This is a genomic window from Pseudoalteromonas sp. P1-8 (assembly GCF_001399985.1).
Classification (GTDB): Bacteria; Pseudomonadota; Gammaproteobacteria; order Enterobacterales; family Alteromonadaceae; genus Pseudoalteromonas.
This window is the reverse complement of the sequence record NZ_LJSO01000002.1, coordinates 345,477-372,458: the sequence shown is the minus strand read 5'-3', so window position 1 is coordinate 372,458 and position 26,982 is coordinate 345,477. Positions and strand designations below refer to the sequence as shown.

The window sequence follows — 26,982 nt, the reverse complement described above, 5'->3', positions numbered from 1 at the left end:
TTGTTTTCTAAGCAATGACTCTCACTTTTTTAACGGGCAAAAAAATGACATTAAATAAAATTAGCCAAGCACTTATCTTATCAGGTGCTGTTTTCCTTGGTGCATGTTCTGACCAGCAAGCTACCACTTCTCAAACTAAGCCTGCTGCAGAGCAAACAAAGCAAACTACTGAACAAAACAACCCACAACTTATCAATGCTGAGAAAAGCCGCTTAGACATTTACACTGACTTTACGCTTACTTCTGATCTTAGCCACTTAAGCGATAACCAGAAGCAAATGATTGGCAAGTTAATCGATGCCTCAAAAATCATGGATGAGCTATTTTGGCGCCAAGCATTTGGTGAGAGCAAAGACGCTTTCTTAGCAAAAATTAATGATGAAAAAGTTCAGAAGTTTGCAGATATCAACTACGGCCCTTGGGATCGCTTAAACGGTGACCAAGTATTCTTATCTGGTTATGAAGAAAAGCCACTAGGCGCTGAATTTTACCCAAGCGATATCACTAAAGAAGAATTAAACAACGCAATCGTTGATGACAAAACCGGTCTTTACTCGGTGATCAAGCGCGATGAAAAAGGTCTTCTTTATAGCGTGGCTTACTCAGTTGAGTATGCACAAGAATTAGAAAAAGCAGCTAATTTATTACGCGAAGCAAGTAAACTGGCTGATGATAAAGAATTTGCTAACTACCTAAGCATGCGCGCAGACGCACTAGTAAGTGATGACTTCCAACCATCTGATTTTGCATGGATGGATATGAAAAATAACCCAATTGACGTGGTTATTGGCCCTATCGAAACCTATGAAGATCAATTATTTGGTTATCGTGCAGCGTATGAATCTTATGTACTAATTAAAGATTTAGCATGGAGCGAGCGTTTAGCTAAATTTGCCGCTTTCTTACCTGAGCTACAAAAAGGTTTACCTGTAGACGAAAAGTACAAGCAAGAAGTCCCTGGCTCTGATGCTGACCTAAATGCTTACGATGTTGTTTATTACGCAGGCCACTCAAATGCAGGTAGTAAAACAATTGCTATCAACCTACCAAATGATGAGCAAGTACAACTGGAAAAAGGCACACGTCGATTACAGCTTAAAAACGCAATGCGCGCTAAATTCGATAAAATCTTAGTGCCAATTTCAGAGCAGCTAATTGTTCCTGAGCAGCGTAAACACATTACCTTTGATGCTTTCTTCGCAAACACTATGTTCCACGAAGTAGCGCACGGTTTAGGTATTAAAAACACCATTACTGGTAAAGGAACTGTTCGCCAATCATTGCAAGAGCATGCAAGTGCCCTTGAAGAAGGTAAAGCGGATATCTTAGGTCTTTACATGGTTGAACAATTGCTTAAGAAAGGCGAGATCACAGAGGGCACATTAGAAGATTACTACATCACTTTTATGGCTGGTATCTTCCGCTCAGTGCGTTTTGGTGCATCAAGCGCACACGGTAAAGCGAACATGATCCGCTTTAACTTCTTCGCTGAAGAAGGTGCATTCTCTAAAAATGCTGACGGCTTATACAGCGTTAACATGGAGAAAATGAGCCAAGCAATGGAGAAACTATCTAACCTAATCCTTACTATTCAAGGTGACGGTGATTACCAAAAAGTTGATCAGCTAATCGCAACTCATGGCGAAATCAAAGCTGAACTAGCTAAAGACTTAGAAAAACTAAGCCAAGCTAATATCCCTGTTGATGTTACTTTCAAACAAGGTAAAGAAGTATTAGGTCTTTAAGCCTTATTCTCCTTTAATAAAAAAACGCTGCAATTGCAGCGTTTTTATTGCCTGAAGTCGAGTAAATCACGACTAGTGTGCAACGAAGTTCAAACCATATTTGGAGTTTAGTTCTACAATATCCCCGTTGATCAGCATTTTTTGAAACTCGGCATTAAAAGCATCAATAAATTCATCGAGTTCGCGTTGTTTACTAAAGCCATAGTAGCCCTGATTAACCGTCACCGGCGGCGATAACATAATCACTTTATCTGCTATATCTAAACTGTCGATGACAGGCTTTGCTGCCCGAGGGTGGGTGAGAATTAAGTCAACTCGGTTATACATCAGCTGTAAAAAACTAGCCCGCACATTGCCCACTTCAGATAGCGATAGACTTGTTTCATTACGTTTAAATTCAGGGCCATAGTTCCAGCCTCGAATGGTACCAATAATATCTTTTCGTAAACTAGCAAAATTACCAACCCAAGTCACATCATTGTTCTTTTTGGTATATAAAACAATCGGGTCTTCGTAAAAGGGCAAGTCACTGAATTGCATATACTGCTGACGTATAATGGATTTGTAAGGGCCAATAATGGCATCAGCCTGACCTTGCTCTACCATTTTTAGAGCGCGTTTTAGTGGCATGATATCAATTACCAACTCATGCCCTAAACGTCTGCAAATTTCGTGGGCAATATCGGCACCTAAGCCAACCACTGTGCCTTGTTGGTCCTGCTCTAAAATCGCTGGAAAGTGGCTACCGACAAAATAGTAACTTTTAGCCACACATGAAAAAGAGCTCAGAATAAGCAACACTGCAAACACTGTGTGTTTCATTTATTCTGTACCCCTTCGTGCATCATCCATTTAGCTTAGTCCAATCTTGCTAGAACAAACAGTTTAAAAGTGCGCTTTTAATGCGGCAATTTGTTCGTCGCTATAAGGTACTGCTGGTAATTTACCCCAGATTGGTGTTGGCCAAGCTGCATCAGTTGTAAAACGCGCAATATGATGAACATGTAATTGCGGTACCATATTCCCTAGTGCTGCTACATTGAGTTTGTCTGGGTTGAATACCTGTTGTAATAATTTACTCAGTTTGCCCGACTCTTGTAATAAGGTAATTTGTAGCTCTTCAGAAAGGTCGATTATCTCTTTAACGCCAGCGACTCTTGGCACTAAAATAAACCAAGGGTATTGGCTATCATTCATCAGCAATACTTTACACAATGGCCAATCAGCAAGCTCAATGCAGTCGCGTTGTAGTTCTGGGGCCAAAGAAAACGGCGTATCAGTATTTTTCATCAATAAATCCTTTGATATTGGGTAAACAATCCCTACTTTATAGCATTTTGTTGCAGTTGCCTAAGCTTACCATTACCATCGTGGCAGTTTTTATTCGAGCGAAGGTACTCCTGTGCTAAAAAAAATTAAATCTCTCTCACTTGCTTTGCCAGTGGTGGCAACAGCATTCAGTGTGACCGCTGAACCTCTTACTCTTGAGCGTATTTTTGACAATCCAAGCTTAGCAGGCAAAGCGCCTGTACAACTTAAATTCTCTCCAGACGGAAGTCGTGTTACTTACCTGCAAGGTAAAACCGATGATTACAACCGTTACGACTTATGGGAATACAACTTAAAAGATAACAAAAACCGCTTATTAGTTGACTCTGCTGCGCTATTTTCTGGTCCAGAAAACTTATCTGACGAAGAAAAAGCACGCCGTGAGCGCCAGCGTATTTTTGGTAAAGGGATCTTAGAATATAAATGGTCTAAAGATGGTAAAGCGCTTTTATTCCCACTTAATGGCGACCTTTACTATTATGAGCTTGCTTCAGCTAAAAGCCGCAAATTAACCGACACAGAAGCATTTGAAACCGATGCACGTTTCTCACCTAAAGGGCACTTTGTGTCGTTTATTCGTGAGCAAAACTTGTATGCACTTAACTTAAAAACGGGTCAAGAAATCCAATTAAGTAAAGATGGTGGCGGCGTTATTAAAAACGGTATGGCCGAATTTGTTGCGCAAGAAGAAATGGGCCGTATGACTGGCTACTGGTGGTCTGGTGATGAGTCTAAAATCGCTTATACCCGTGTTGATGAAAGCCCAGTAAAAGAAGCGATCCGTAATGAGATTTACGCGGATGAAGTAAAGCTTTTTAACCAACGCTACCCGTTTACGGGTACCGACAATGTTAAAATTCAGTTAGGTGTTGTGAGCATCAACAATCAAAAAACTGACTGGGTTGATTTAGGCGACGAGCAAGATATTTATATCGCTCGCGCAAAATGGTTAAAAGATAACAAAACACTTTCTTATCAGTGGCAAGACCGCTCGCAACATAACTTAGAGTTACGTTTTTATAATAGCGACACTAAAAAACAAACGGTTGCTCTAACAGAAACTAGTGATACTTGGATTAACCTGCACTTTGATTTGCAGTTCTTAAACGATAAAAAACATTTCGTTTGGGCATCTGAGCGCGACGGTTTTAAACACCTTTATTTATACCGCACAAATGGTGAAATGATCCGTCAAATCACCCAAGGTGAATGGGTTGTTGATAGCTTAAAAGGTATCGACGAGAAAAAAGGCATCGTTTATTTTGCAGGTCGCAAAGATACAGCACTTGAGAGCCACCTTTACAGCGTACCGCTATTCAAAAAAGGCGAAATTAAGCGCGTAACTGAGCTAGGTGCTTACCATAATGTGGTAATTGCTAAAGACAACAAAACCTTTATCGATAACAGCTCATCAGTGAATAAGCCTGGTTCTGCGGCATTACGTAAAATTAATGGCGAATTTATCACTTGGCTTGAAGAAAACAAGTTAGATAAGTCACACCCATTAACGCCTTACCTAGCTGATTTGATCACCCCAGAATACGGCACGTTAACGGCTGAAGACGGGCAAATCATGCATTACCGTTTATTCAAGCCAACTAATTACCAAGATGGTAAAAAGCACCCAGTTATTGTTAACGTGTATGGCGGTCCTCATGCTCAGCGCGTAACGAACAGCTGGCGTAGTAAAAACTTATACTTCCAGTACATGGCACAACAAGGCTATGTTATTTTCCAACTTGATAATCGTGGTTCATACAACCGTGGTAAAAAGTTTGAAGACGTGATTTATAAGCACTTAGGTGTTGCTGAAGTGGCAGACCAAATTAAAGGTGTCGAGTTCTTACGCACCCTTGATTACGTTGACCCTGAACGTATTGGTATTTATGGCCACAGCTACGGTGGTTACATGGCGCTTATGACTATGTTTAAAGCGGGCGACTACTTCAAAGCCGGTGTTTCTGGTGCGCCAGTAACTGATTGGGCACTTTACGATACTCACTACACTGAGCGTTATGTAGGTCACCCTGCAACTAACGCGAAAGGTTACGAAGCAAGTGCAGTTTTCCCATATGCCGAAGGCTTAAAAGGCCCACTGATGATTTACCACGGTATGGCAGATGATAACGTGTTATTCACTCACGCCACAAAGTTATTCAAACAACTGCAAGATCAAGAAAAGCAGTTCGAAATGATGACTTACCCGGGTTCAAAACACAGTTTACGTGGCAAGAGCGTACAAACGCACTTACACCAAACCATCACAAGTTTCTTCAACCGACACTTTAACGTTGAGTAATCACGTTTAATTTCGGTGACTTAGACTAAAGGCTGATTGTTAAATCAGCCTTTTTTTTGTCTCAATGTATTCTACTATTTAACTAGATTTTCGACCTATTTTAGCTACGCTTAATACATTGCTCCTATGGGCATGACGAAGGAATACACATGAATTTACGCCGTTTTACAATTTTTCAGCGCCTCGCCATGTTAGTGAGTGTGGTCGTGATAGGGCTGATATTTTTGAGCGTCTCGAGCTTAACGCAGCAATACAGCTCGCTAAAGCAAGAGCAATACATTAAGACCCAAAACCTTGTTGAGTCTGCTTACTCTATTATTGAGCATAATTATGAGTTGTTTGAGCAAGGTAAGCTGAGTGAGCAACAAGCCAAACAAGCAGCCCTCGAAACAATTTCTGCACTTCGTTACGACAACAGCAATTACTTTTGGATCAACGATTATCAACCCGTGATGGTCATGCACCCATTTAAGCCCGAATTAAATGGTAAATCACTAGCGGGCAGTAAAGATCCAGATGGCGTGTTGTTATTTGTCGATATGGTTAATATCGTCAAAAAACAAGGTAAAGGTTTTATTCCCTACAAGTGGCCAAAGCCAGGTAAAGATAAGCCTGTTGATAAAATTGCCTACGTAAAAGGCTTTGATAAATGGCAATGGATTGTAGGTTCTGGTGTCTATATTGATACTATTGAAGAGGCATTCTCTTCGCTACGTAACCATGTGATTATTACCGCGGTAGTGATCATTGCCCTACTGGTTGCGCTAAGCTACCTAATTGCCAATAGCATTCTTCGCCCGACCCAACTTGCCGCAAACATGATGAAAGACATCTCGCAAGGGGAAGGCGATTTAACCCAAAAGCTTGATGAAAATGGTAATGATGAAGTATCTCGTCTATCGCGCTACTTTAACTTGTACACCGCAAAAATGCGTGAGTCACTCAAACATGTTGCCCACAATGCAGAGCAAGTAAATCAGTTTGCCCATAGCGTTGATGATGCGAGTAAAACAAATCACTCTTTTATTGAGCTACAGAACGACAGCTCGACTCAAGTTGCAACCGCAATGGAACAGATGACTCATCAAATTCACGATGTTAGTCAAAATGCCGACCAAGCAGAGCATGCCGCCAATGAAGCGGCGCAAAATGCCGAAGCGGGCAAGCAGGTTCTCAACAAGACCATCACCGCCATTGAGACCCTGTCGCATAATATTGAACAAGTGAGTAAGGTAACGGCGGATCTTGCTGCAGAGAGTAACAACATAGGCTCAGTACTTGATGTTATCCGTAGCATTGCTGAGCAGACCAACTTACTGGCACTCAATGCTGCCATTGAAGCGGCTCGTGCTGGTGAACAAGGGCGAGGCTTTGCCGTAGTGGCTGACGAAGTGCGTACATTAGCAAGCCGTACAGGTAAAAGTACCGACGAAATTCAAGCCATGATCAGTAAACTACAAACCGGCGCACAAGCTGCTGTTGATGCTGTATCGGCAAGCCAACAGTTATCAACTGAAACGGTTTCACAAGCAGGTGAAGCAAATAGCTCGCTGAGTGAGATTGAGCGACTTGTCTCTATTATTAAAGATATGAACAGCCAAATCGCCCGCGCTACCGAGCAACAAACTAGCGCAGCAGATGAGGTTAATTTACGGATTAATGAGCTTTCACAATCAACTGAGCAATCACTGTCGAATACCGAAGGGCTTTCGACCGCCAGTGAAAACTTAAAGCAAAGCTCACAAGCGTTAAGTGATGTCGTTAACCGCTTCAAGCTCGATTAACGCCACAAAAAAGCCCCGCACTACTGTGCGGGGCTTTTCAAACTAAAAACTTATAGCTTTTAGCTTATAAACAATAACGAGCGAATAAGCTGCTTACTGTTGCTGCGGTAGGCTTACCATGTTGCCAATCACCGCCTTCTACGCCGCTACCTGCGATGTCCATATGAACATACGGTAATGGTTGCGCTGATTCAGTACCATGTTTATCTAAACCACCAACAATCGCTAAGAATGCCATTGGGAACTGGTGACCACGAGCTGTCACTGCAGAAGCAGCATTGTTACTTGATAAAACATCGTCAGCTAACGTGCGAGGACGAATGAAGTCATAATCTTCACGACGGCTACGAGATACTTCGGCGCCATCTGCCCATAAATCGCCTAAGTCAGCAATTTGGCGCGAAATTTTCGCTGCGCGAGCTGGACCATTTTCAACATACGCACTGTAAGGGCCCATCGCACGTGCTGCGTGGCCTGTTAGTGTTGCAACAGTAAATAGCTCTGGATTTACTTCGTTTAAAGCACGATCTTTCATTTCGCTTAATAGGTCACCCATTGCTAAACGGCCTTCAGCATCGGTATTACCGATACGTACACGTACACCTTCACGGCTGGTAATGATTTCATCAGGAACAAAACAATCAGAACCAATTGAGTTACGAACTACGGCCAAGTAAGCAATCACTTTAACGCCTTTTGGTGCAAAGTCAGCCACTGATTTCATAAAGCCAGCAACAGAAGCTGCACCGCCTTTATCGCGGCTCATACCTGCCATAAAGCCACCCACTTTAAGGTCTGCACCACCGGTATCGTAAACTAAACCTTTGCCAACAAACATTAAGGTACGCTCAACGTCGCCTTCAGGCACGTATTCTAGTTTCACAACACGTGGGTGATGACGCTCAACAGCGTAAGATGCGCGCGCTACGGTGCTCATCATTGGGTAATCTTTATCGATAGTGTTGATATCTGAAATCACTTCAACAGACACCTTGCTACCCGCAAATAACTCAACGCAGTAATCAGCAAAACGTGGTGGTGCCATACGCTCAGGTTCTGTACCACATAAATCACGTGCAGCGTATTGACCCGCAGCAATAGCATTAAGCGCTTTGCTCATTGCCTCATCTGCACCCACTAGGCTAATTTGGCTAATTGGTTCAATCGCTTGGCCGTGGAACTCACGTGCCTCAAGTGGTTGCCAAAGCGCTTGGCAAGCACCTAAATAAGCCACTTCAAGGGCATGCTTGTAACGGCTATCTTGATTTACGTTAGCAAGTAAAATTGCAGGCTGAGTGCTACCCGATGCTTTCGCCTCTAGTACACCTTGCTTCGCTGCATCAAAGTAACGACGTACATCATCATAATCACGATTTAGAGGGCCTGTAGGCGCTAAAATAACGCGTTTAGAATCAATAACAAGTAATGTCACTTGTTTGCCAATACGTGCGTCTACAGCTTGTTGAGCGCTAATAGCTTGGCTTAAGCTTGCATCTGCTAAAGAAGAAAAATCATCACCGATAATAATCAATGCATCGTGATTTGCATCCGCTAATTGCGGGGCTGCAACTGCATGAGGGTATGCCATAAAAAAGGTCCTGCTGTTAGAAACATAGGACCTTATTATCATTGATTTAGAGCGCTATTGCCAGCCAAGTAAGACAGCTTACGATATGGCTGGCAAGCTAAGTTTACTGCTCTGTAATGTGTGCTGAGTCTTTACGATGCTTAACAATCACAGACCAAGCTTCAAGCATAACCAGTACGCTCACAACCAGTACTAACAAATCAAGTGTCACCAGTAACCAGTTACCTTGTTGATAGTACTCGCCCAGTTTAATAACCCCAGCAAAGAACGCCATAACTAATACAAAACTCATTGGGATCAAGGTGTATTTAGCCGGGCGATTCGCTTTAATAAGCATTACCGAGATAACCAGTAGGGTTAAGCTTGCTAAGATTTGGTTAGTCGAACCGAATAATGGCCAAATGATCATACCGCCGCTACCATCAGCGCCACCAGCACCAAAGGCAAGCAGTAAACAGCTAAGTACTGCAATGAGTGTAGCTACAATACCATTACGAATGATGCTGATATTATAAATATCACCCCACTCTTGGATGATATAACGCTGCAGGCGTACGCCAGAGTCCATCGTAGTCCCCGCAAACAATACCACCATCACGGCAAGTAAGGTTGATGCCACCTCTTGTGAGATACCCCAACCACTTTCAATTAAGTTAGCGCCACCATTAATAAAGGCGCTGACACTACCTGCACCTAAGTGACTGTAAATTTCGTGCCATTCTTCAGGTGATACTGCAAGTGCAACACCACTTACTGCAACTAGTGTAATAAGCGCAAGCATACCTTCACCTACCGCACCTAAGTAACCCACAAAGCGACCATCAGTTTCTTTGTTCAACTGCTTAGAGCTGGTACCTGAAGACACAATACCGTGGAAACCCGATACCGCACCACAGGCTATGGTCACAAATAGCAATGGAATAATACTTGGTGTATCTACCGCAGTTTGAGTATTAAACGCAGGGGCTGTGATATCCGGCATTGACACAAACACCGCACCATAAAGCAGTACTAATCCCACTAATAACTGCATACCGTTGATGAAGTCGCGTGGCTGTAACAGCATCCATACTGGCAATAATGAAGCAATGGCTGCATAGATAAATAAGATAATGATCCAGTTCGCATTCGCACTTAGACCAAACATTTCATCAGGTAATGAAATTGGCATACCACTACCAAGGTAAATGGTGTAATAAAGAATTCCCACACCAACTAAACAAAGCGGAATTAACGACACTTTACGGCGTAGTAACTGGCCAATAACTAAGGCCACAACAATCGCTGACCAAGCAGGGAATACCGCGTTAGGTTGCGATACAAATGATTTGGCAATCACCACACCAAATACCGCATTCACCATCAATAGTACTAAGAACACCACAATCATAAATAATGCACGGGTGCGTTTACCAATTACGCTTTCAGACAAAGCGCCCATTGATTTGCCTTTGTTACGCGCACTGGCCCATAGAGCGCCCATGTCGTGAACACCAGCAAAAAAGATAGTACCAAATACCACCCAAAGTACCGCAGGCACCCAGCCCCAGTAAACGGCAATGGCAGGGCCAACAATTGGCGCAGCACCTGCAACAGAGGTGAAATGGTGGCCCCATAACACAACTTTGTTAGTTGGCACATAATCCACACCATCCTCAAGTTCATGAGCGGGTGTGACAAAATTATCATCCATTTTAAATATTTTTTCGGCGATGAATTTCGAATAAAAGAACCATCCGAACAACATACCGACTATTCCGAGCAGCACGATTACGACCGATTGCATAGTCATCTCTCTTATTAAGTTATAATGTTGTCTAAGGTGTTGAACTAGGCAGGCCTAGCACCCCAACTAGACACTAACAAACTTTCAAGCACCAAGGTGTTAACCTTTAGTCTAATATACTCAGCTGAAAATGCTCGTGAGCCTGACTCTTTATTCCGACACCTATTCCTAACAGGCGCACTGGCTGGTTGTTACCTCGCTCATAAGCTTTACTCATTAACTCAGCAAAAATGCGTTCGTCTAATTGATGGTGGCTTTGATCGGCACTGGTCACGACAAAATTGGCAAACTTGACCTTCACAGATAACTTATTGATGCGGTTGTTTAATTGCTGTTTATCAAGACGGCGAGTTAATTCATCCATCAAGCGGGGTAACTGGCTTAAACACTCATCTAAATTATTTTTGTTGTATTCATAGGTGTGCTCAACACTGAGCGACTTTCGTACTCGCTCAGTTGACACTTTGCCAACGTACTCGCCTGCACACTTTTGATATAAAGACACGCCAAAATTACCAATATGCTGCTGCATCCAATTTACCCCTTTCGCGCGCACATCAGCCCCTGTGTAAAGCCCTTTAAGTTGCAGCTTTTCTAATGTCACCTTGCCAACGCCAGGGATTTTGCCAAGCGGTAAACTCGCCAAAAAGTCATCAACTTGATCGGGCAATACCACAAACTGACCATTAGGCTTGTTTTCATCGCTGGCAATTTTGGCAATAAACTTAATTGGCGCGACGCCTGCTGAGGCTGTTAGTCCGGTGGTGTCATAGATTTCTTGGCGGATTTGCTCCGCCATCAGTGTTGCACTGCCTTTGCACGCAGTACTGTCGGTTACATCAAGGTAGGCTTCATCTAACGATAACGGCTCAATAAGGTCGGTGTACTTTGCAAAAATGGCGCGAATTTGCGTGGAGATTTCTTTATAAACCTGCATTCGTCCGGGAACGATAACCAGATCGGGGCACAGTTGTTTGGCGTGATAGTTCGACATCGCCGAGCGCACACCATATTTACGGGCAATATAATTAGCAGTTGAAAGCACCCCGCGACGACTATTACCACCTATAGCCAGTGGCACATTGGCAAGCGCGGGGTTATCACGCATCTCAACGGCTGCATAAAAGCAGTCCATATCGATGTGAATGAATTTTTTCATCAGGAATACAACAACTGTTTATATATACAGTTATTATATTTAAACTTCCTGAGAGTGCAAGCTAAGAGGTTTGGCTTGTTTGTTGGTTTGGTTTTTTACGGCTAATAAGCCGTGAACCAAATAACCAAAACGCGGCTTCGAATAACAAGCCCACGACAATTAAAGCGATAAATCCTGACATTGTGCCCATGCTATAACAGAGCAAAGCTAGAGCTAGCAAGATGAAAAGTGCAATCCACTTTATCACCCTCAAGGTTAGTTGCTGCATAATTAAGGTCCTTTAATGTGTGTTCATTTTGCTCACACTTTACGTAAGCGTGAACTTATAAATCTAGCACAATCTACTGAGTTTTCTAATTTCCTTGAGCTAAAAGCAGCATATTGCTAACCTAAGTTTTCTCACAATCAACGAAGATTTACTATGCAATCGTTTATAGAACAACACCCTATCAGAACAAAAATTAATGTTGCATGGGGTGAAATGGATGCCCTGCAGCACGTCAATAATGTGGTGTATTTTCGCTACTTTGAAACAGCCCGTATCGATTTCTTTACTCAACTGGGTTTCCTTAAAGATTTACAAGTAACAGGTGTTGGTCCGGTGATCAGCGAAAACAATGCCCGCTATAAACGCCCTGTAACATTTCCTGATACTGTGCATGTTGGTGTAAAGATTAGTGACATTGAACAAGATCGTTTTATGATGCATTACACTGTATTTAGTGAAAGCCAGGACGCAGTAACAACCATTGGCTCATCACAAGTGGTTATGTTTAATTTTAAAACGGGTAAAAAAGCTCAGTTAAATGATGAGTTATTAACTGCACTTAGAGCCCATTCTAGCGATTAACAAGGATCTATTATGCTTTATAGCCCACTTGGTCGAAGTGGTATTGAAGTATCTCGTGTCTGCTTAGGTAGCATGACATGGGGTATGCAAAACAACCAAGCCGATGCCGATGAACAAATCGCCTATGCATTAGATAAAGGCGTTAACTTTATTGATACTGCCGAAATGTATGCCGTTCCCCCTTCTCCAGACACCTACGGTAAGACAGAAGAGATCATCGGTAATTGGTTAGCGCGTAATAAAGACAAACGCGATGATCTTGTCATTGCCACTAAAATTGCGGGTAACGGCTTACCTTGGGTACGCGATGCAGGCGATATTACTCGCCAAGCAGTGGTTGAAGCCGTTGATGCATCTCTTAAGCGCTTACAAACTGAGGTTATCGATTTATACCAATTACATTGGCCTAACCGTACATCACCGCACTTTGGTAAACAGTGGCCAGGTAAAGTGTGCTTCTCTGAGGCTGACACTGAGCAAAATATTGCTGGCATGTTAGATATTCTTGAAGGTCTGAATGACTGTATCAAGGCAGGTAAAATTAAGCACTGTGGTTTATCAGACGATACTCCTTGGGGCATCAGCCAGTACTTGCGTTTAAGTGAACAGCATAACCTTCCGCGTATGGTATCGATTCAAAACGAATTTAGTCTACTGCACGCCAAAGATTGGCCGTATTTGATTGAACAATGTATTCATGAAGATATTGCTTACCTACCTTGGTCACCGCTAGGTGGCGGCATGTTAAGCGGTAAGTACTTAAATGGTGCTCGCCCTGAAGGTAGCCGTTGGACGCTAGTGCAACGTAATGGCCTATTTAGAGACACAGCACAATCACGGGCTGCGATTGCTGAATATGTTGAAATTGCTAACGCCTTTAATTTAACACCTTCACAACTTGCATTGGCTTGGTGTGATCAAGTGGATGGAGTAAGCTCAACAATTATTGGGGCAACATCAATGGCGCAGTTAAAAGAAAATATCGATGCTTTCTCAGTGCAATTAAGCGATGAAGCCAACGATAAAATCGCTGACGTATTTACCCGCTATCCTATGCCTTTCTAGTTAATCTTCGAAAGTATAAGTGAGTCTACCCTCAGTAGGCTCACTAACACTAATTCATCATTTTTCCGTTCCACCTACAAGTTTACCCATACTTTGGTGTATAGTTATTCATAACATTTCACTATGTAGGTTGTTAATGAGTAAATACATAAAACAAGTATTATGTGTGGTTGCAGGGATGTTGCTAGCCCCAATTACTCATGCCTCCGACCAGCTCTCTATTACCTGGCTTGAAAATGATGGTAAGCCATTCTTTATCGAGAAAAGTAGCACCACCTCTCATGGTGGGCTATGCAATGAAATTACCGATATGTTGATTGAAGCATTACCTGACATTAACCACAGCAAAGTGATGTTGCCGCAAAAACGTGGCAGTAAATATCTCGATGACGGACATATGGCATGCTATGCATGTATGATCCATCGTGATAAAAAAACCAACCGTGCTACTTACTCAATCCCAACCACAGTGTACCCCCCGTTTAGCGTATTAAGTACCGAAGAAAAAACACTAAAAATTAAGCAAAAACACGGTAATCCTGTATCACTGATTTCTTTATTCACAGATGCCAACTTTATTTATGGTCAAAACGATGCACGTAAATTTGGCAGTAAATTGGATAAGATAGCGAAAAATACCAAGCTTTACGAAAGTGCAGCACTAAGTGGTAATGGCAGTAGTCCAAATTTTGCTTTGCTATCACAGCTAGAGCATGGCTACATTGATTACACCATTGATTACCCATTTGTAGCTGATTATTACAACCAACAACACCAAAAGAATATTCAAAAGCTTACTATTGTTAACCCAGCCCAGAATGTGGTTTTTGGTGCCATAGGCTGCTCGACAAGCGCACCTAATAATTATGCCGAAAAAGTGCTAGCAGAAATTAATGAAGCACTGAAAAACAAGGTATTACCAAGTGAGAGATACCAGCAAAGCCAACGAGTTTGGCTCAAACAAAGCTTTCCTGAGTTTTCATCGTATTATCAGCGCTACATTTTAGACCCGCTTAAAGAGCCTGCCATTGATGAGATATCAACTGCTGCTGACCATCCATAAGTGTTACAGCAAAGGTTGAATTAGCGACAACCTTCCCTACTCCTTCAGGCGTGCCAGTCATAATGATGTCGCCATCTTCTAGGTCCATAAATTCACTGATTTCAGCTAAGATTTGCTCTGCGTTATGCAGCATTAACTTTGTATCGCCTAGTTGAGTGTCTTTACCATCAATCTTTAGACTAAATTGATAGTGTAAGTTGGAATTAACGACAACAAACTCAGTAAAAAGCGCAGAACCATTAAATGCTTTTGCGCGCTCCCAAGGTAGGCCTTTTTCTTTAAGCGTGCTTTGTAGGCCTCGCTTGGTTAAATCAAGCCCAAGCCCGACCGCAGCCAGTTGCTTATTTTTAACTAAAAAACAAAGCTCAGTTTCGAAGTGGAGTGCCTCACCTAAGTGTTCACTATTGAGGGAATCGGTGATAGCACTATTTGGTTTTGCAAACAGCACCATACTTGTAGGCGTTTCGTTGTTAAGCTCTGCAATATGCGCTGCATAATTACGGCCAACACAAATGATTTTGCTTGGGGTAAACAGACCTTCATTCCATTTCACTGATTGCACGAAAATACCTCTTGCTTTAACAAATGTAAAAAACTCTCATTTTCTAATTTTAGCTGAAAGACGTTGCTTTTGTACCTAAAAAACAGAAAGTTTTTGATGAAAGATTTCCCATAATAACATAAACATAGATATTACCTCTGACCTTGAAACGTTATTTATGTTGACGATTGTTTTACTTTCTAATAACTTAATGTAAGCGGTTACATTTATAAAATCGGGTTCGGCGATTTTTTTTGAAAGAAAATGTAAGCGCTTACAAAAATAGACAACAACATAAAATAAAACCAAATCTGGAGATTTGCATGAACCACACACTTTTCAAGAAAAAGCAGCTTGCTATTAGCCTGTCTATGGCAATGGGTCTAAGCGCGCTAGTTCCTCACTCAGCTGTCGCCGAAGAACAGCCCGACAAAGCAAGTGATATTGAAGTAATACAAGTATCGGGTATTCGCGGAAGCCTTGTAAAATCAATGGATATCAAACGTCAATCTGCGGGTGTTGTTGATGCAATTACCTCTGAAGACATTGGTAAATTCCCTGATACCAACCTAGCTGAATCTTTGCAGCGTATTACCGGTGTGTCTATTGACCGTAGTAATGGTGAAGGTAGCAAAATTACGGTTCGTGGTTTTGGCCCTGAATTTAACTTAGTAACCCTTAACAATCGCCAAATGCCAACAACTGGCGGTCGTTCATTTGATTTTGGCGACATCGCAACAGAAAGTGTGAGCGGTGTTGAAGTTTATAAAACAGCGCGTTCTGATATCCCTAGCGGTGGTATTGGTGCAACAGTAAATATCACCACAGCTAAACCACTTTCTAATCCTGGTTTACACGCTTCGATTGGTGCAAAAGCAGTTCACGACACATCAAACGAGACAGGTGATGATGTAACGCCTGAGTTATCAGGTATCTACAGCAACACATTCAACGATGACAAATTCGGTATTTTAATTTCAGGCTCAGTTCAAGAGCGTGACAACCGCGAACAATCAATGGCGGTTGATAACTGGATCCCAAATGTTGATATTTCATCGTCTCCTGATTTAGCACTGACAGATAACAACCAACGCGCTGATGGCGCAACCTGGTATCCGCAAAATGCTGGTTATGCGTTTTCAGACAATTCACGTAAACGTACCAATGGTCAACTTGTGCTGCAATACGCACCGAATGACCGCATTACTGCAACCGTTGATTACACTTACTCAAAGCTAGAGTTTGAAAAAGATGGCCGTAGCTTTGGTGTGTGGTTCAACAATGGTGGTAACGTTAGCGCAGCAACTATCAATGAAAACGGTACTTACACGCAAGTAACTGAAATTGGTGGTGACTACTCAACAAACTTAAATCGCGGTGCAACAACTAACGAAAATAAATCACTTGGTTTAAACATTGATTGGCAGGTAACAGACAATTTAAACATCGAGTTTGATGCTCACAACTCATCAGCTGAAAGTGCCGGTGTGGGTATCGGCCATGATGCGTTTATGATTATTGGTAACACATCATGTTCATGGTGTGAGAACCCAACAGTTAATATCGACGAAAAAATGGCTGACTTCAGCAAAGGCGAAATTCCGCTTATCGATATGACATTAACCAATGGCCAAGCAGAAATTTTACCGAGCGACATGGGGACCCTTTTCGCCGGTGTAAACAAAGACACTAACACCAACGATCTTGACCAATATCAGCTAAAAGGTACGTGGTATAACGAAGACAGCGGCGCCCTATCAAGCATTAACTTTGGCGTATCACACACAAAAATTGATTTCCGTACAACAACAGCCTACTCAGGTCAGCTTGCTGCTGGTTGGTGGTTAAACTCTGCGGATTGGTACGATGACAGCATGTTCACTCGTGTCGATAGCTCAGGTTTACTTGATGGCTTCTCTGGTGGTGGTAGTGATAAGCTATTGAATTACTACTACGATGCTGATTTTGATGACATTGTCGCGATTGCCGAAAGTATTGACTGTGATCACCCAGATGGCGGTATTGGCGCATGTAGCTGGCCTGCTGATGTAAACGGCATAGTGCAAGCGGGTCCAATCGATGACGATCACCGTGTAAGCGAAGAAACAACTGCGGTATACGCACAAGCTAACTTCGAAACAGAATTTAACGGTATGCCAGTGAACATCACTGCGGGTTTACGTTACGAATCAACAGATGTTACAGCAAACAGCTTAGAGCGTCCTGCTGTTGCAATGGAGTGGGTTAACGGTAACGAATGGTCTTACATTTACGCTGATGAACGTTCATTCTCAAACGGTGAAGGTAGCAGCAAAGAGTTTTTACCTAGCATTGATATGAACATCGAAGTAGTTGAAGACGTTATTGCACGTTTCTCTTACAGCCGCAGCCTTGCTCGTCCTCCTGTTGGCGCGCTTCGCTCAACAACGTCATTCTTAGGTAACCCGAAAGTGGGTCAACGTAAAGTGGCTGTGGGTAACCCGAACTTAAAACCTTATACTTCAGATAATATCGACCTGTCACTTGAATACTACTACGGTGAAGGCAGCTATGTGTCTGCTGGTTACTACCGTAAGCAAGTTGATAACTTCCTTGTAAATATCACAACCGAAGAAACGATTGACGGTATTACAGACCCATTTATTGGTGATCGTGCAGAGCAAGCGCGTGAAGATTTAGCAGCAGCGGGTGAGCAACCATCTGACCAAGCTATTCACGATAAGATCAACGAAAACCAAGGCACAGAAGAAGGCACGCCTATCGTTGGTAACGATACAGATCCACTGGCAAGCTTCTTCGTATCGCGTGATAACAACGTTGAAACAGCAAACCTATGGGGCTGGGAACTAGCAGCGCAACATATGTTTGGTGAAACAGGCTTTGGTATTGCCGCTAACGCGACATTCGTATTTGGTGATGTTGAAGCAGACCGAGATGCTATCGGCTATCAATTTGCCCTACCGGGTTTAAGTGATTCAGCTAACTTCTCTGCGATTTATGATTTAAATGGTTTATCGGCTCGTATTTCTTATAACTGGCGTGATGAGTTCTTAACTGGCTTTGACCAACATGCTTCACCTATCTTTACTGAGTCTTATGGCCAGTGGGATATCAACGTGAACTATTCTGTTAATGAGAACCTAACGGTGTTTGTTGAAGGTCTAAACCTGACTGATGAAACGCAACGTACTTACGTTCGTTACTCTGAGCAGCTGTTACGTGCAAACCAATACGGTGCGCGCTACAACATCGGCTTCCGCTACTCGTTCTAGCATTTTGTTGTCAAAAAAAGCCGCTCAACAGCGGCTTTTTTTTTCGTATTTATGCTAGTTTGTCTACATAGCATTTGAGATGGCCTTAAACATGCAAAAGAATGAAGTAAAAAAAGTCGTCATTTTAGGTGGTGGAACTGCAGGTTGGTTGTCTGCAGGTTTAATTGCTGCCCAGCCCCATTTAACTCACAACGCACAGATCACCCTGATTGAGTCGCCCGATATTGCCACCATTGGTGTCGGTGAAGGTACTTGGCCAACCATGCGACAAACCTTAAAAACCATCGGCATTAGCGAAAGTGAATTTATTCAACGCTGTGATGCATCTTTTAAACAAGGCTCACGCTTTGATGGCTGGTGCGACGATGAAGGCGACGCACATTATTACCACCCGTTCAGCTTACCGGTGGCATATCAGCAATTAAATATTGCACCTTACTGGTTTGCCAACAAAGATGCCGTGAGTTTCAGCCACGCAGTGGCAAGCCAAACCTACTTATGCGATCACCATAAAGCACCGAAAAACCACTTGCATAGCGCCTATCAAGGTGAAGCAAACTATGGCTATCATTTAGATGCCGGTAAGTTTGCCATGCTGCTACAACAGCACTGCACGACCAATCTAAACGTTGAGCATATAGTCAGTCATGTTGAAAGTATCAATAGTGATGAAGATGGCTATATTAGTTCATTGCAAACCCGCGATCATGGCACTATTGCGGGTGATTTATTTATTGATTGCTCTGGCACCCACGCAAAGCTGTTACATCAACATTACGGGATAGAGCTAATTGAGCAACACGATGTGTTATTTAACGATCGAGCCGTTGCCGTACAGGTGCCCTATTTAAACCCGCAGCAAGAGCTCCTTTCTTATACCAAAGCCACTGCGCAAGATGCCGGTTGGATTTGGGATATCGGCTTACAAAGCCGCCGTGGTCTAGGTATGGTGTACTCAAGTCGTTTTGCCAGCAGCGAAGATGCGAAACAAGCGCTTAGCCACTACATTGCAAAAACCCAGCCCGGCACCGCGCAAAATGAACTGACATTTCGTGAAATCAGTTTTACGCCCGGCTATAGACGCCGTTTTTGGTATAAAAACTGTTTAGCTATTGGTATGTCTGCAGGCTTTATTGAACCACTTGAAGCCTCAGCGTTAGTCATGGTGGAGCTTGGCCTGAATAACTTACTTGCTAATTTCCCAACACATCGTGCTGCAATGCCGACACTGGCAAAGCGGTTTGATGAGCAGTGCCATTATCGCTGGCAACGTATCATTGAATTTTTAAAGCTGCATTATGTGTTGTCAAAGCGCACTAGCCCCTATTGGCAAGCCCATAAAGAGGCAAACTCAATCCCTCTGCAACTTCAAGAAAACTTAGCACTTTGGCAATATCAAAGTCCGTGGTTAAACGACTTTGACCGCGCTCAAGAGGTCTTCTCTGCAGCCAGTTACCAGTATGTACTTTATGGAATGAAGCAATTGCCACAATTTCCTGTACTTGCAATGCCAGCGGCAATTATTGAGCATTTTAGTGCTAACCAACAACAAGCCAAACGCGGATTACAACAACTACCCACTAACCGCGAGCTGTTAAATCATATTCAGCAATTTGGTATACAACCTATTTAATCTCAGTATTAGGAGGCCCAATGGCCAATCATGTCTTACTTGATAACATCAGCCATAAAGACCTAAAAGTGATCACCACACGCGGTGCTAACTGGGGCGACAATATTAGCTGCGCTACCGTATTTCCAAGTGAGTTTGCTAAAGTTCAAGCAAATCAACCTATCGTATTTCGTAAGCACCCGCAAACAGGTCAATTCGAAGCCCTCGCTTTATTTGGTTTTGAAAATGGCGAGAACTTGCTGCTAAACGAGCAAGGCGAATTACAACTGAGTTACTTACCACTAAGTATGCAGCGCCAGCCATTTTTAATTGGCCAACAAACCCAGTATAACAATGGTATTCCTGAGCAATCTCTGGTGGTACATATTGATTTAGACAGCCCACGCATAAGTACACGTGATGGCGAAGCCATTTTCCTTGAACATGGTGGAAATAGCGAATACTTAAATCATATTGCTCAAGTACTTAACGCATTACATCAAGAACACCAAACAATTAATCAGTTTTTTGAGCGTTTGCTTAGCGTTAATCTACTCGAAGCTTTTAGTCTTGAATATGCAGATAAAAATGGCGAAAAAGTCACAGTGAGCGGCTTTTATACCATTAACCAACAGGTACTCAATGGCTTAACCGCTGAACAACTTAAGCAGTTACAACAGCAAGGTGACCTACAAGCTGTTTATATGGTGCTGGCATCAATGGAGCACATTCCTCATTTGCTTAATAAAAAATGGGCTCAACAGTAATGTTTGCGGCTGCACCAATAAAAGAATGCCAGGCTTCAAGCATTACTGATCTAAAAGCGTTTTTAGCTGAGCTAACTGAGCCACTGGTCATCAGAGATCTCTGCGCTAATTGGCCCCAAGTCATTGCCGCTAAACAAGGTTCTAAAAACGCCTTAGACTATCTTTTAGGGCTTGCTAATACCGCCCCAGTACGCAGTTTTAGCAGCCAAGCAATTCATCAGGGACGCTATTTTTATAACGCTGATTTCTCGGGGCTTAATTTTTCACAGCACGCCGATAACCTACTTTCTGTGCTGCAAAAATTAGCACTAACACTCACACAAACCGACAGTGATTCACTGTATATGGGCTCTACTGCTGTGGAGTATTGCGCTCCGAGCTTTAGTGTTGAAAACCCATTAACAGTGACCGACTATAACTGCCTAACCAGCCTCTGGGTGGGAAATCATAGTCAGATTGCGGCTCACTATGACAACGCCGATAACCTAGCTTGTGTTGCTGCAGGTGAGCGTACGTTTACTCTATTGCCAACTGATCAGGTCAATAATCTTTACGTTGGTCCACTCGAATTTACACCCGCTGGGCAAGCGGTTAGCTTGGTTGATTTTAATAACCCCGATTTCACCCGCTTTCCACGCTTTAAAGAGGCTATAGCAAAGACGCAATCGGCAACTCTTGGCCCTGGCGATGCTATTTATATTCCAGCGCTTTGGTGGCATCAGGTTAGCGCAACCAGTCCGTTTAATGTGTTGGTGAACTATTGGTGGCGACAGGCCCCAGAGTATTTAGCAAACCCATTTGATGCCATGCTGCACAGTATGCTGGCAATTAAAGACTTGCCAAACGAGCATAAACAGAAATGGCAGCAACTCTTTAATCATTATGTGTTTGCTGATGATGTGGATTTAGCAAGCCACGTTGCTGAGCCTGCGCAAGGGATATTAGCGGATATCGACGAACTAACGGCCAGAAGAGTAAGGCAGCTATTACTACAAAAGCTCAACCGATAGAATGAACCAAAAGCCAGCGGATGCAACGAGTTCGGCGAAGCATCTGCAGGCTCTTGGTTCATAATTCACTTATAGCAATCCGCTTAATTAAGTACTATTGCGGATAGGTCTTACCCTTTATTTGTACTGCTGATGGCTGCTTTGTTGCACAGCCGATACCTGTTTCACTATTTTTACTACATTGAAAAACACGTACGTAATCCACCAGCATTTGCTTAGGATAACCGGCAAAATCAACGCCTTTATCATTCACATTTGCTGGCCAGTTTCCGCCTACTGCAAAGTTAAGCAGTAAATGAAAACGCTGATCAAACGGAGCAAAGCCGGTATTTTCTATAAACGAGCCGTCTTGTTGTTGTGATGTTGAATACCACTGGTCGTGGCGAAATGTCGCATAGTGAACATCATCAACATACCAACGAATTTCATCTTGCTGCCATTCAAGGGCATAAACATGAAAGTTATCAGCCGGGTTATGAGCTTCGCTGAAACGGTACGGCGTACCGCTGTAAACATTTTTGGGTGCAGGACCACCGTAATGCAAGGTGCCGTGTACGCGCGTTTCAAGGCTGCCAACTGGCGCTGTTTTGTCATCAGTGAGAGTCTTTAAATTAACTGCTTCCATGATGTCTATTTCGCCTGATGATGCCCAGCGACCATAACGCCAATCAGTCGGTAACATCCAAATTGCTGGCCACGCACCTTGCCCTGCTGGTAATTTAGCGCGAATTTCAAAACGCCCGTATCGCCAATCAGCTAAGTTTTTAGTGCGTAAACGTGCAGAAGTGAACGGCTGAGTCGCTTGTTTTTCTCGCTCAGCATCGCTACTCACTTCATCGCTATTATGCAATGGCCCAGTGTATTGCTCTTGACGAGCAACAATATGCAATATGCCATCTTTAACAAAACTGTTTTCGCTACGCGCGGTATAGCATTGCAGCTCATCATTACCGCCACCTCGACAATTTACTTCGTGTTGCCACTTAGTTAGGTCGAGATCATTTTGCGAAAATTCGTCTTGCCAAACTAACTGCCAGCCTTCTCCTTGGCTGGCTTTGACAGGCGCTGGGGTTTGCTGACAGGCACTAAGCGCACCTGTTAGCAAAATAACAGCAGACGATTTTACTGACATGAGACTGTTGCATCCTCTGTGTGCTCGCTCGTTACTGATAGTTTAGAAATTGATACTTGCCATGCACCTTCAGTGGCTAATTGCCAAGGCGAGAATACTTGCCCAAGCTGCACACCTTGCTCTGCAAAGCAGCTCAAATCCACGGTTAGCGTTTGCCAATCATTTGCTGCTTTAAGCTGTTTGCTAATATCAAATTGGCCGTCACAGTTTTCACCACATTGCATACCCAGCATTAGCGGCGCATCAGCAGCTTGGTCTACCTTAATTTGCATTTGCAGTTGACCCGCTTTTTCAACGTATGAACGTAAATCCGATGGGAACGCCGCCATTAAACGAACCGCAGCCGCTTCTTTACCATTAAAGCTGATTGCTCGCGCATCTTCTTGTACGTCTTTATCAAAGGTTTTTACGCTAACAGCGTTAAGTGCTGCACGGCTACTAGTCATGGCTTGTTGCTCAGAACCACTTTGTAGTTGCAGTGACCACGGTGCTTTTACGGCACGTTCAAATAATACTAAGTCTTCTAATTTAGCCGCGACTTGTGATTTTTCGCTAAGGTTATCCGCTAATGTGTTTTTATCTTGGTAAGTTAAACCAAAGCCATAAGGCAATAGTGGCGCGTAATCTTTATCACCACGGTTTTGGTTACCTACAGGGTTATTTGGCCATGAGAACGATAACTTACCTTTAAAGTCATGATTGATAGAACCATCTTGCTTTTTAAAAATAACATCGCTGATTGCATCACCTTCACTGCCTGGTAACCAAGTTGCGACAAACGCATCACTGGCATTCAGCTCTGCATTCACCCACATTGGGCGACCACTAATAAATAGTGACACCACAGGAATATCAGCATCTTTTAGCTTTTTAAGCAGGGCTAAATCAGTTTTATTACCGCGTTGGTATTCAAGGTTATCTAAATCACCATTACCTTCTGCATAAGGCTGCTCACCGAACACTACAATCGCTACATCTGGCTTAGTTTCAAATTCGCCATTCACATTGTATTGAACCTGGCCACCGGCTTGCTCAACGGTATTTTTGATACCATCAAAAATTGAAGAGCCACCAGGGAAGTCGCTATTTTCGTTGCCTGTACCCTGCCAAGTGATTGTCCAACCACCTGACTGCATACCAATGTTATCAGCACCTTGACCGGCAACTAATACGTTTGAATTTGCTGATAGCGGTAACAACTGTTGTTTATTTTTCAGAAGAACCAGTGATTCACGGACTGCCTGTTTTGCAACTACGCGATGTTCTGCACTACCAATGATCTCCGTTTTACCTGACAGCGGACGCTTAGCGGGGCTTGGCTTATCAAACAAACCTGCGCGCATTTTTACACGTAAGATACGTGTTACTGCATCATCGATGCGGCTTTGAGCAATTTCGCCACTTTTAACTTGTTTGATAAGATTTTCATAAAGAGGTTTCCATGCATCTGTTGGCACCATGTACACATCAAGACCGGCATTTGCTGCTTGCGCGCAGTTGCCATTAGTACAACCCGGAATTTGACCATGGCCGTTCCAGTCACCAACAACAAAACCATCAAAGCCCATTTTGCCTTTTAGTACATCGGTAAGAAGATATTTACTGCCATGAATTTTTTCACCGTTCCAGCTGTTAAATGACGCCATTACAGTTTGTGCTCCAGCACCTAAGCCGCCTACATAACCTTGCGCATGAATATCAAATAACTCTTGCTCAGATGCTGTGTTATTACCTTGGTCATCACCGCCTTCTGTGCCGCCATCACCTAAAAAGTGTTTCACGGTACTTATCACGCGCTTATCAGATAAAAAGTCGTCATCAACTGCACCTTGCAATCCTTTAACAATGGCTGCCGAATATGCTTTCACAATTTCAGGATCTTCAGAATAACCTTCATAAGTACGGCCCCAACGGTCGTCACGAACAACCGCAACCGTAGGCGCGAATACCCAATCGATGCCTGTTACCATCACTTCTTGCGCAGTAGCGGCGGCAATTTTTTCGATTAACTCAGGGTTGTTTGTTGCACCTAAACCAATGTTATGAGGGAATAGTGTCGCACCAATAACATTATTGTGACCATGCACGGCATCGGTGCCCCACATAGTCGGAATTGAGCTACCATCGAGCGAGTCATCAATTGAGGCTTGATACATTTTTTCAGCAAGATCAATCCAATCTGCAGCACTAGCATGTTTATCATTATTAGGGAATGCGCCACCGCCATTGAGGTAAGAACCAAAGCCGTATTTACGCATATCTTCAACAGTAATATCGCGGATTTCTGGCTGGATCATTTGCGCAATCTTTTGCTCAAGGGTCATATTTGCCAACATGTTTGCAATTTTTGCTTCCATCTCTGGATTTGCAGCAATACCCGTTTCAATGTTTGGCCAAATTTCTTGCTCAGCGTTCACGTTGGTCACCTTATCTTGCCCAGTGCAAGCTGTCATGCTGGCGCCTGCCATCATTAACGAGAAGAGTGTGAATGTTTTTTTCAATTTCATTTTTACACCTATGAAGATTGCTGAGTCTGAGTCGATACTTTTGAGCCAACCAGCGCAAAGTAAGTAATATATAAATAACAGGCGATAGGTAAGAATAACGCCATTTGTACGCCAATAGAATCGGCTAACACACCTTGTAGTAATGGAATAATTGCACCACCTACAATCGCTAAACATAAAATACCAGAACCTTTTGATGTGTATTTACCAAGGCCGTGTAAAGCAAGGCTGAAAATGGTTGGGAACATAATCGAGTTACATAAACCCACAAGCAGAATTGCCCACATAGCCAGGCTGCCCTCTCCAGTCATAGCAATCACAACCAGTAAAACAGCCAATAAGCCATGACATGCTAACACCTTACCTGCATTAAATTTTTGCATTACCACTGCGCCAATAAAACGACCAACCATGGCTCCTGCAAAATAGTAGCTAATATAATGAGCGGCTTCGTTTTCTGGTAAACCCGCAATGTTATCTAGGGTCAAAAAGCCGACTAAAAAGCTACCAATTGCCACCTCTGCGCCTACATACACAAAAATACCAACAGCACCTAGAATTAGGTGGCGATAGCGCCAAACACTGCCTAAATCAACAAAGTCTTCTAAATCTTGGTGTGCGGCTTCGCTATCACTTTCTTTACCTAATTTTGGCAATTTTAAAAACGCAAAGATAACGGCAAGCACAAGTAAGGTTAACGACAACATTAAATAAGGGAGTTTCACTTCCTCTGCTGTAGCTTGGCTAATTTCAGATAGAATTAACCAACCACCAAAAATTGGCGCGACTGTTGTTCCTAAAGAATTAAAAGCCTGCGTCATAGTCAAACGCGAAGACGCTGTTTTTTGTGGACCAAGAACACTTACATAAGGGTTAGCAGATACTTGCAAAATCGTGATACCCGAGGCAAGTACAAACAAAGCCAGTAAAAATAACTCATACACATGAGCAACAGCAGCTGGGTAAAACAGCGCGCAACCAATGGCTGCAACCACTAAGCCAACCACAATACCAAATTGGTAGCCAATACGACTGACCAACTTACCAGCGGGGATCGACATCACAAAATACGCACCAAAGAAGCAAAATTGAATGAGCATAGCCTGCGTATAGTTAAGTGAAAACATACCTTTTAAATAAGGGATTAAAATGTCATTCAGACAAGTGATGAATCCCCACATAAAAAATAATGTGGTCAATGATGCCAGCGCAAAGTGCTGCTTAGGCATATCTGCTTGGCTTGCAGCAGCCGACACAGGGGTTGAAACATGAGCCATAATTTTTCTTCTCTAGTTAATTATATTTATCAGTTTGTTACAGCAACGTTTGGTACTTAATCACTAACAACAAATAGCGAAATATGTTGCAACATTAAATGTAAGCGCTTACATTTATAACATATAAATCATATTTAGCAATTTATTTGCAGAAAAATTGTAAGCGCTTACAGTTGAGTCTAAGCTCTAATTAGCC

The 26,982-nt window shown here is 42.9% G+C and carries 20 protein-coding genes; 10 read left to right on the top strand and 10 right to left on the bottom strand.

Features of this window, described 5'->3' with window-relative positions; all coding sequences use genetic code 11:
• Positions 1-44 precede the first annotated feature (44 nt).
• Positions 45-1,745: a dipeptidyl-peptidase 3 family protein gene (locus AN213_RS05200; RefSeq protein ID WP_054562672.1), complete on the top strand. Its 1,701-nt coding sequence runs from the start codon at positions 45-47 to the stop codon at positions 1,743-1,745.
• A gap of 72 nt (positions 1,746-1,817) precedes the next feature.
• Here AN213_RS05200 and AN213_RS05195 read toward each other — a convergent pair whose 3' ends face one another.
• Together AN213_RS05195 and AN213_RS05190 are read right to left on the bottom strand one after the other, a co-directional pair.
• A complete protein-coding gene (locus AN213_RS05195; RefSeq protein ID WP_055197817.1) occupies positions 1,818-2,567 on the bottom strand; it encodes an ABC transporter substrate-binding protein in 750 nt (249 codons plus the stop codon).
• Between the two features lie 63 nt (positions 2,568-2,630).
• Entirely contained in the window at positions 2,631-3,035 is a 405-nt protein-coding gene (locus tag AN213_RS05190) for an HIT domain-containing protein (protein WP_054562674.1), read from the bottom strand.
• 112 nt (positions 3,036-3,147) lie between these two features.
• On the opposite strand from AN213_RS05190, the gene AN213_RS05185 reads away from it, so the two are divergent.
• Entirely contained in the window at positions 3,148-5,373 is a 2,226-nt protein-coding gene (locus AN213_RS05185) for a S9 family peptidase (protein WP_055197815.1), read from the top strand.
• 149 nt (positions 5,374-5,522) lie between these two features.
• A complete protein-coding gene (locus tag AN213_RS05180; RefSeq protein WP_054562676.1) occupies positions 5,523-7,157 on the top strand; it encodes a methyl-accepting chemotaxis protein in 1,635 nt (544 codons plus the stop codon).
• Positions 7,158-7,221: 64 nt separating this feature from the next.
• Here the strand turns inward: AN213_RS05180 and AN213_RS05175 are convergent, their stop codons facing one another.
• The 4 genes from AN213_RS05175 to AN213_RS05160 all read right to left on the bottom strand — a co-directional run bounded on the left by AN213_RS05175 (position 7,222) and on the right by AN213_RS05160 (position 11,958).
• The gene (locus AN213_RS05175; protein WP_054552591.1) at positions 7,222-8,745 is read right to left on the bottom strand and encodes a leucyl aminopeptidase family protein; all 1,524 of its coding nucleotides are present in this window, start codon (positions 8,743-8,745) and stop codon (positions 7,222-7,224) included.
• A gap of 103 nt (positions 8,746-8,848) precedes the next feature.
• On the bottom strand, positions 8,849-10,531 hold the full coding sequence (locus AN213_RS05170) for a carbon starvation protein A (RefSeq protein ID WP_054552592.1): 1,683 nt from the start codon (positions 10,529-10,531) through the stop codon (positions 8,849-8,851).
• Positions 10,532-10,637: 106 nt separating this feature from the next.
• Positions 10,638-11,690: a DNA polymerase IV gene (gene dinB / locus AN213_RS05165; protein WP_055197735.1), complete on the bottom strand. Its 1,053-nt coding sequence runs from the start codon at positions 11,688-11,690 to the stop codon at positions 10,638-10,640.
• A 61-nt stretch (positions 11,691-11,751) separates the two neighbouring features.
• Entirely contained in the window at positions 11,752-11,958 is a 207-nt protein-coding gene (locus AN213_RS05160; protein WP_055022001.1) for a hypothetical protein, read from the bottom strand.
• A gap of 153 nt (positions 11,959-12,111) precedes the next feature.
• Between AN213_RS05160 and AN213_RS05155 the strand changes: the two genes are divergently transcribed.
• The 3 genes from AN213_RS05155 (at position 12,112) to AN213_RS05145 (ending at position 14,668) form a co-directional block, all read left to right on the top strand.
• Positions 12,112-12,540: a thioesterase family protein gene (locus AN213_RS05155; protein ID WP_054562679.1), complete on the top strand. Its 429-nt coding sequence runs from the start codon at positions 12,112-12,114 to the stop codon at positions 12,538-12,540.
• 12 nt (positions 12,541-12,552) lie between these two features.
• Positions 12,553-13,605 carry an aldo/keto reductase gene (locus tag AN213_RS05150; RefSeq protein WP_054562680.1) on the top strand — a complete coding sequence of 351 codons (1,053 nt, stop codon included), beginning with the start codon at positions 12,553-12,555 and terminating at the stop codon, positions 13,603-13,605.
• A 136-nt stretch (positions 13,606-13,741) separates the two neighbouring features.
• Positions 13,742-14,668 carry a hypothetical protein gene (locus AN213_RS05145; RefSeq protein WP_054562681.1) on the top strand — a complete coding sequence of 309 codons (927 nt, stop codon included), beginning with the start codon at positions 13,742-13,744 and terminating at the stop codon, positions 14,666-14,668.
• On the opposite strand, the gene AN213_RS05140 is transcribed toward AN213_RS05145, so the two are convergent.
• Positions 14,619-15,230, bottom strand: a complete 612-nt coding sequence (locus AN213_RS05140) for a fumarylacetoacetate hydrolase family protein (RefSeq protein ID WP_055197733.1) — start codon at positions 15,228-15,230, stop codon at positions 14,619-14,621. The genes AN213_RS05145 and AN213_RS05140 overlap by 50 nt on opposite strands.
• A gap of 302 nt (positions 15,231-15,532) precedes the next feature.
• On the opposite strand from AN213_RS05140, the gene AN213_RS05135 reads away from it, so the two are divergent.
• The 4 genes from AN213_RS05135 to AN213_RS05120 all read left to right on the top strand — a co-directional run bounded on the left by AN213_RS05135 (position 15,533) and on the right by AN213_RS05120 (position 21,870).
• Positions 15,533-18,481: a TonB-dependent receptor gene (locus tag AN213_RS05135; RefSeq protein WP_055197731.1), complete on the top strand. Its 2,949-nt coding sequence runs from the start codon at positions 15,533-15,535 to the stop codon at positions 18,479-18,481.
• A gap of 91 nt (positions 18,482-18,572) precedes the next feature.
• A complete protein-coding gene (locus tag AN213_RS05130) occupies positions 18,573-20,114 on the top strand; it encodes a tryptophan halogenase family protein (RefSeq protein ID WP_055197841.1) in 1,542 nt (513 codons plus the stop codon).
• A gap of 20 nt (positions 20,115-20,134) precedes the next feature.
• Positions 20,135-20,860, top strand: coding sequence for a SapC family protein (locus AN213_RS05125; RefSeq protein ID WP_055197729.1), 726 nt, complete (start codon positions 20,135-20,137; stop codon positions 20,858-20,860).
• Positions 20,860-21,870, top strand: coding sequence for a cupin-like domain-containing protein (locus tag AN213_RS05120; protein ID WP_160318714.1), 1,011 nt, complete (start codon positions 20,860-20,862; stop codon positions 21,868-21,870). Before AN213_RS05125 ends, AN213_RS05120 begins: the two co-directional genes overlap by 1 nt.
• 94 nt (positions 21,871-21,964) lie before the next feature.
• Here AN213_RS05120 and AN213_RS05115 read toward each other — a convergent pair whose 3' ends face one another.
• Genes AN213_RS05115 through AN213_RS05105 form a run of 3 tightly spaced genes read right to left on the bottom strand, consistent with a single transcriptional unit; the run spans position 21,965 to position 26,786 of the window.
• Entirely contained in the window at positions 21,965-23,002 is a 1,038-nt protein-coding gene (locus AN213_RS05115; protein ID WP_055197725.1) for a family 16 glycosylhydrolase, read from the bottom strand.
• Entirely contained in the window at positions 22,993-25,470 is a 2,478-nt protein-coding gene (locus AN213_RS05110) for a glycoside hydrolase family 3 protein (protein ID WP_408002926.1), read from the bottom strand. The genes AN213_RS05115 and AN213_RS05110 overlap by 10 nt, the downstream gene beginning before the upstream one ends.
• 47 nt (positions 25,471-25,517) lie before the next feature.
• Positions 25,518-26,786, bottom strand: a complete 1,269-nt coding sequence (locus AN213_RS05105) for a sugar MFS transporter (RefSeq protein WP_054562688.1) — start codon at positions 26,784-26,786, stop codon at positions 25,518-25,520.
• Positions 26,787-26,982 lie beyond the last annotated feature (196 nt).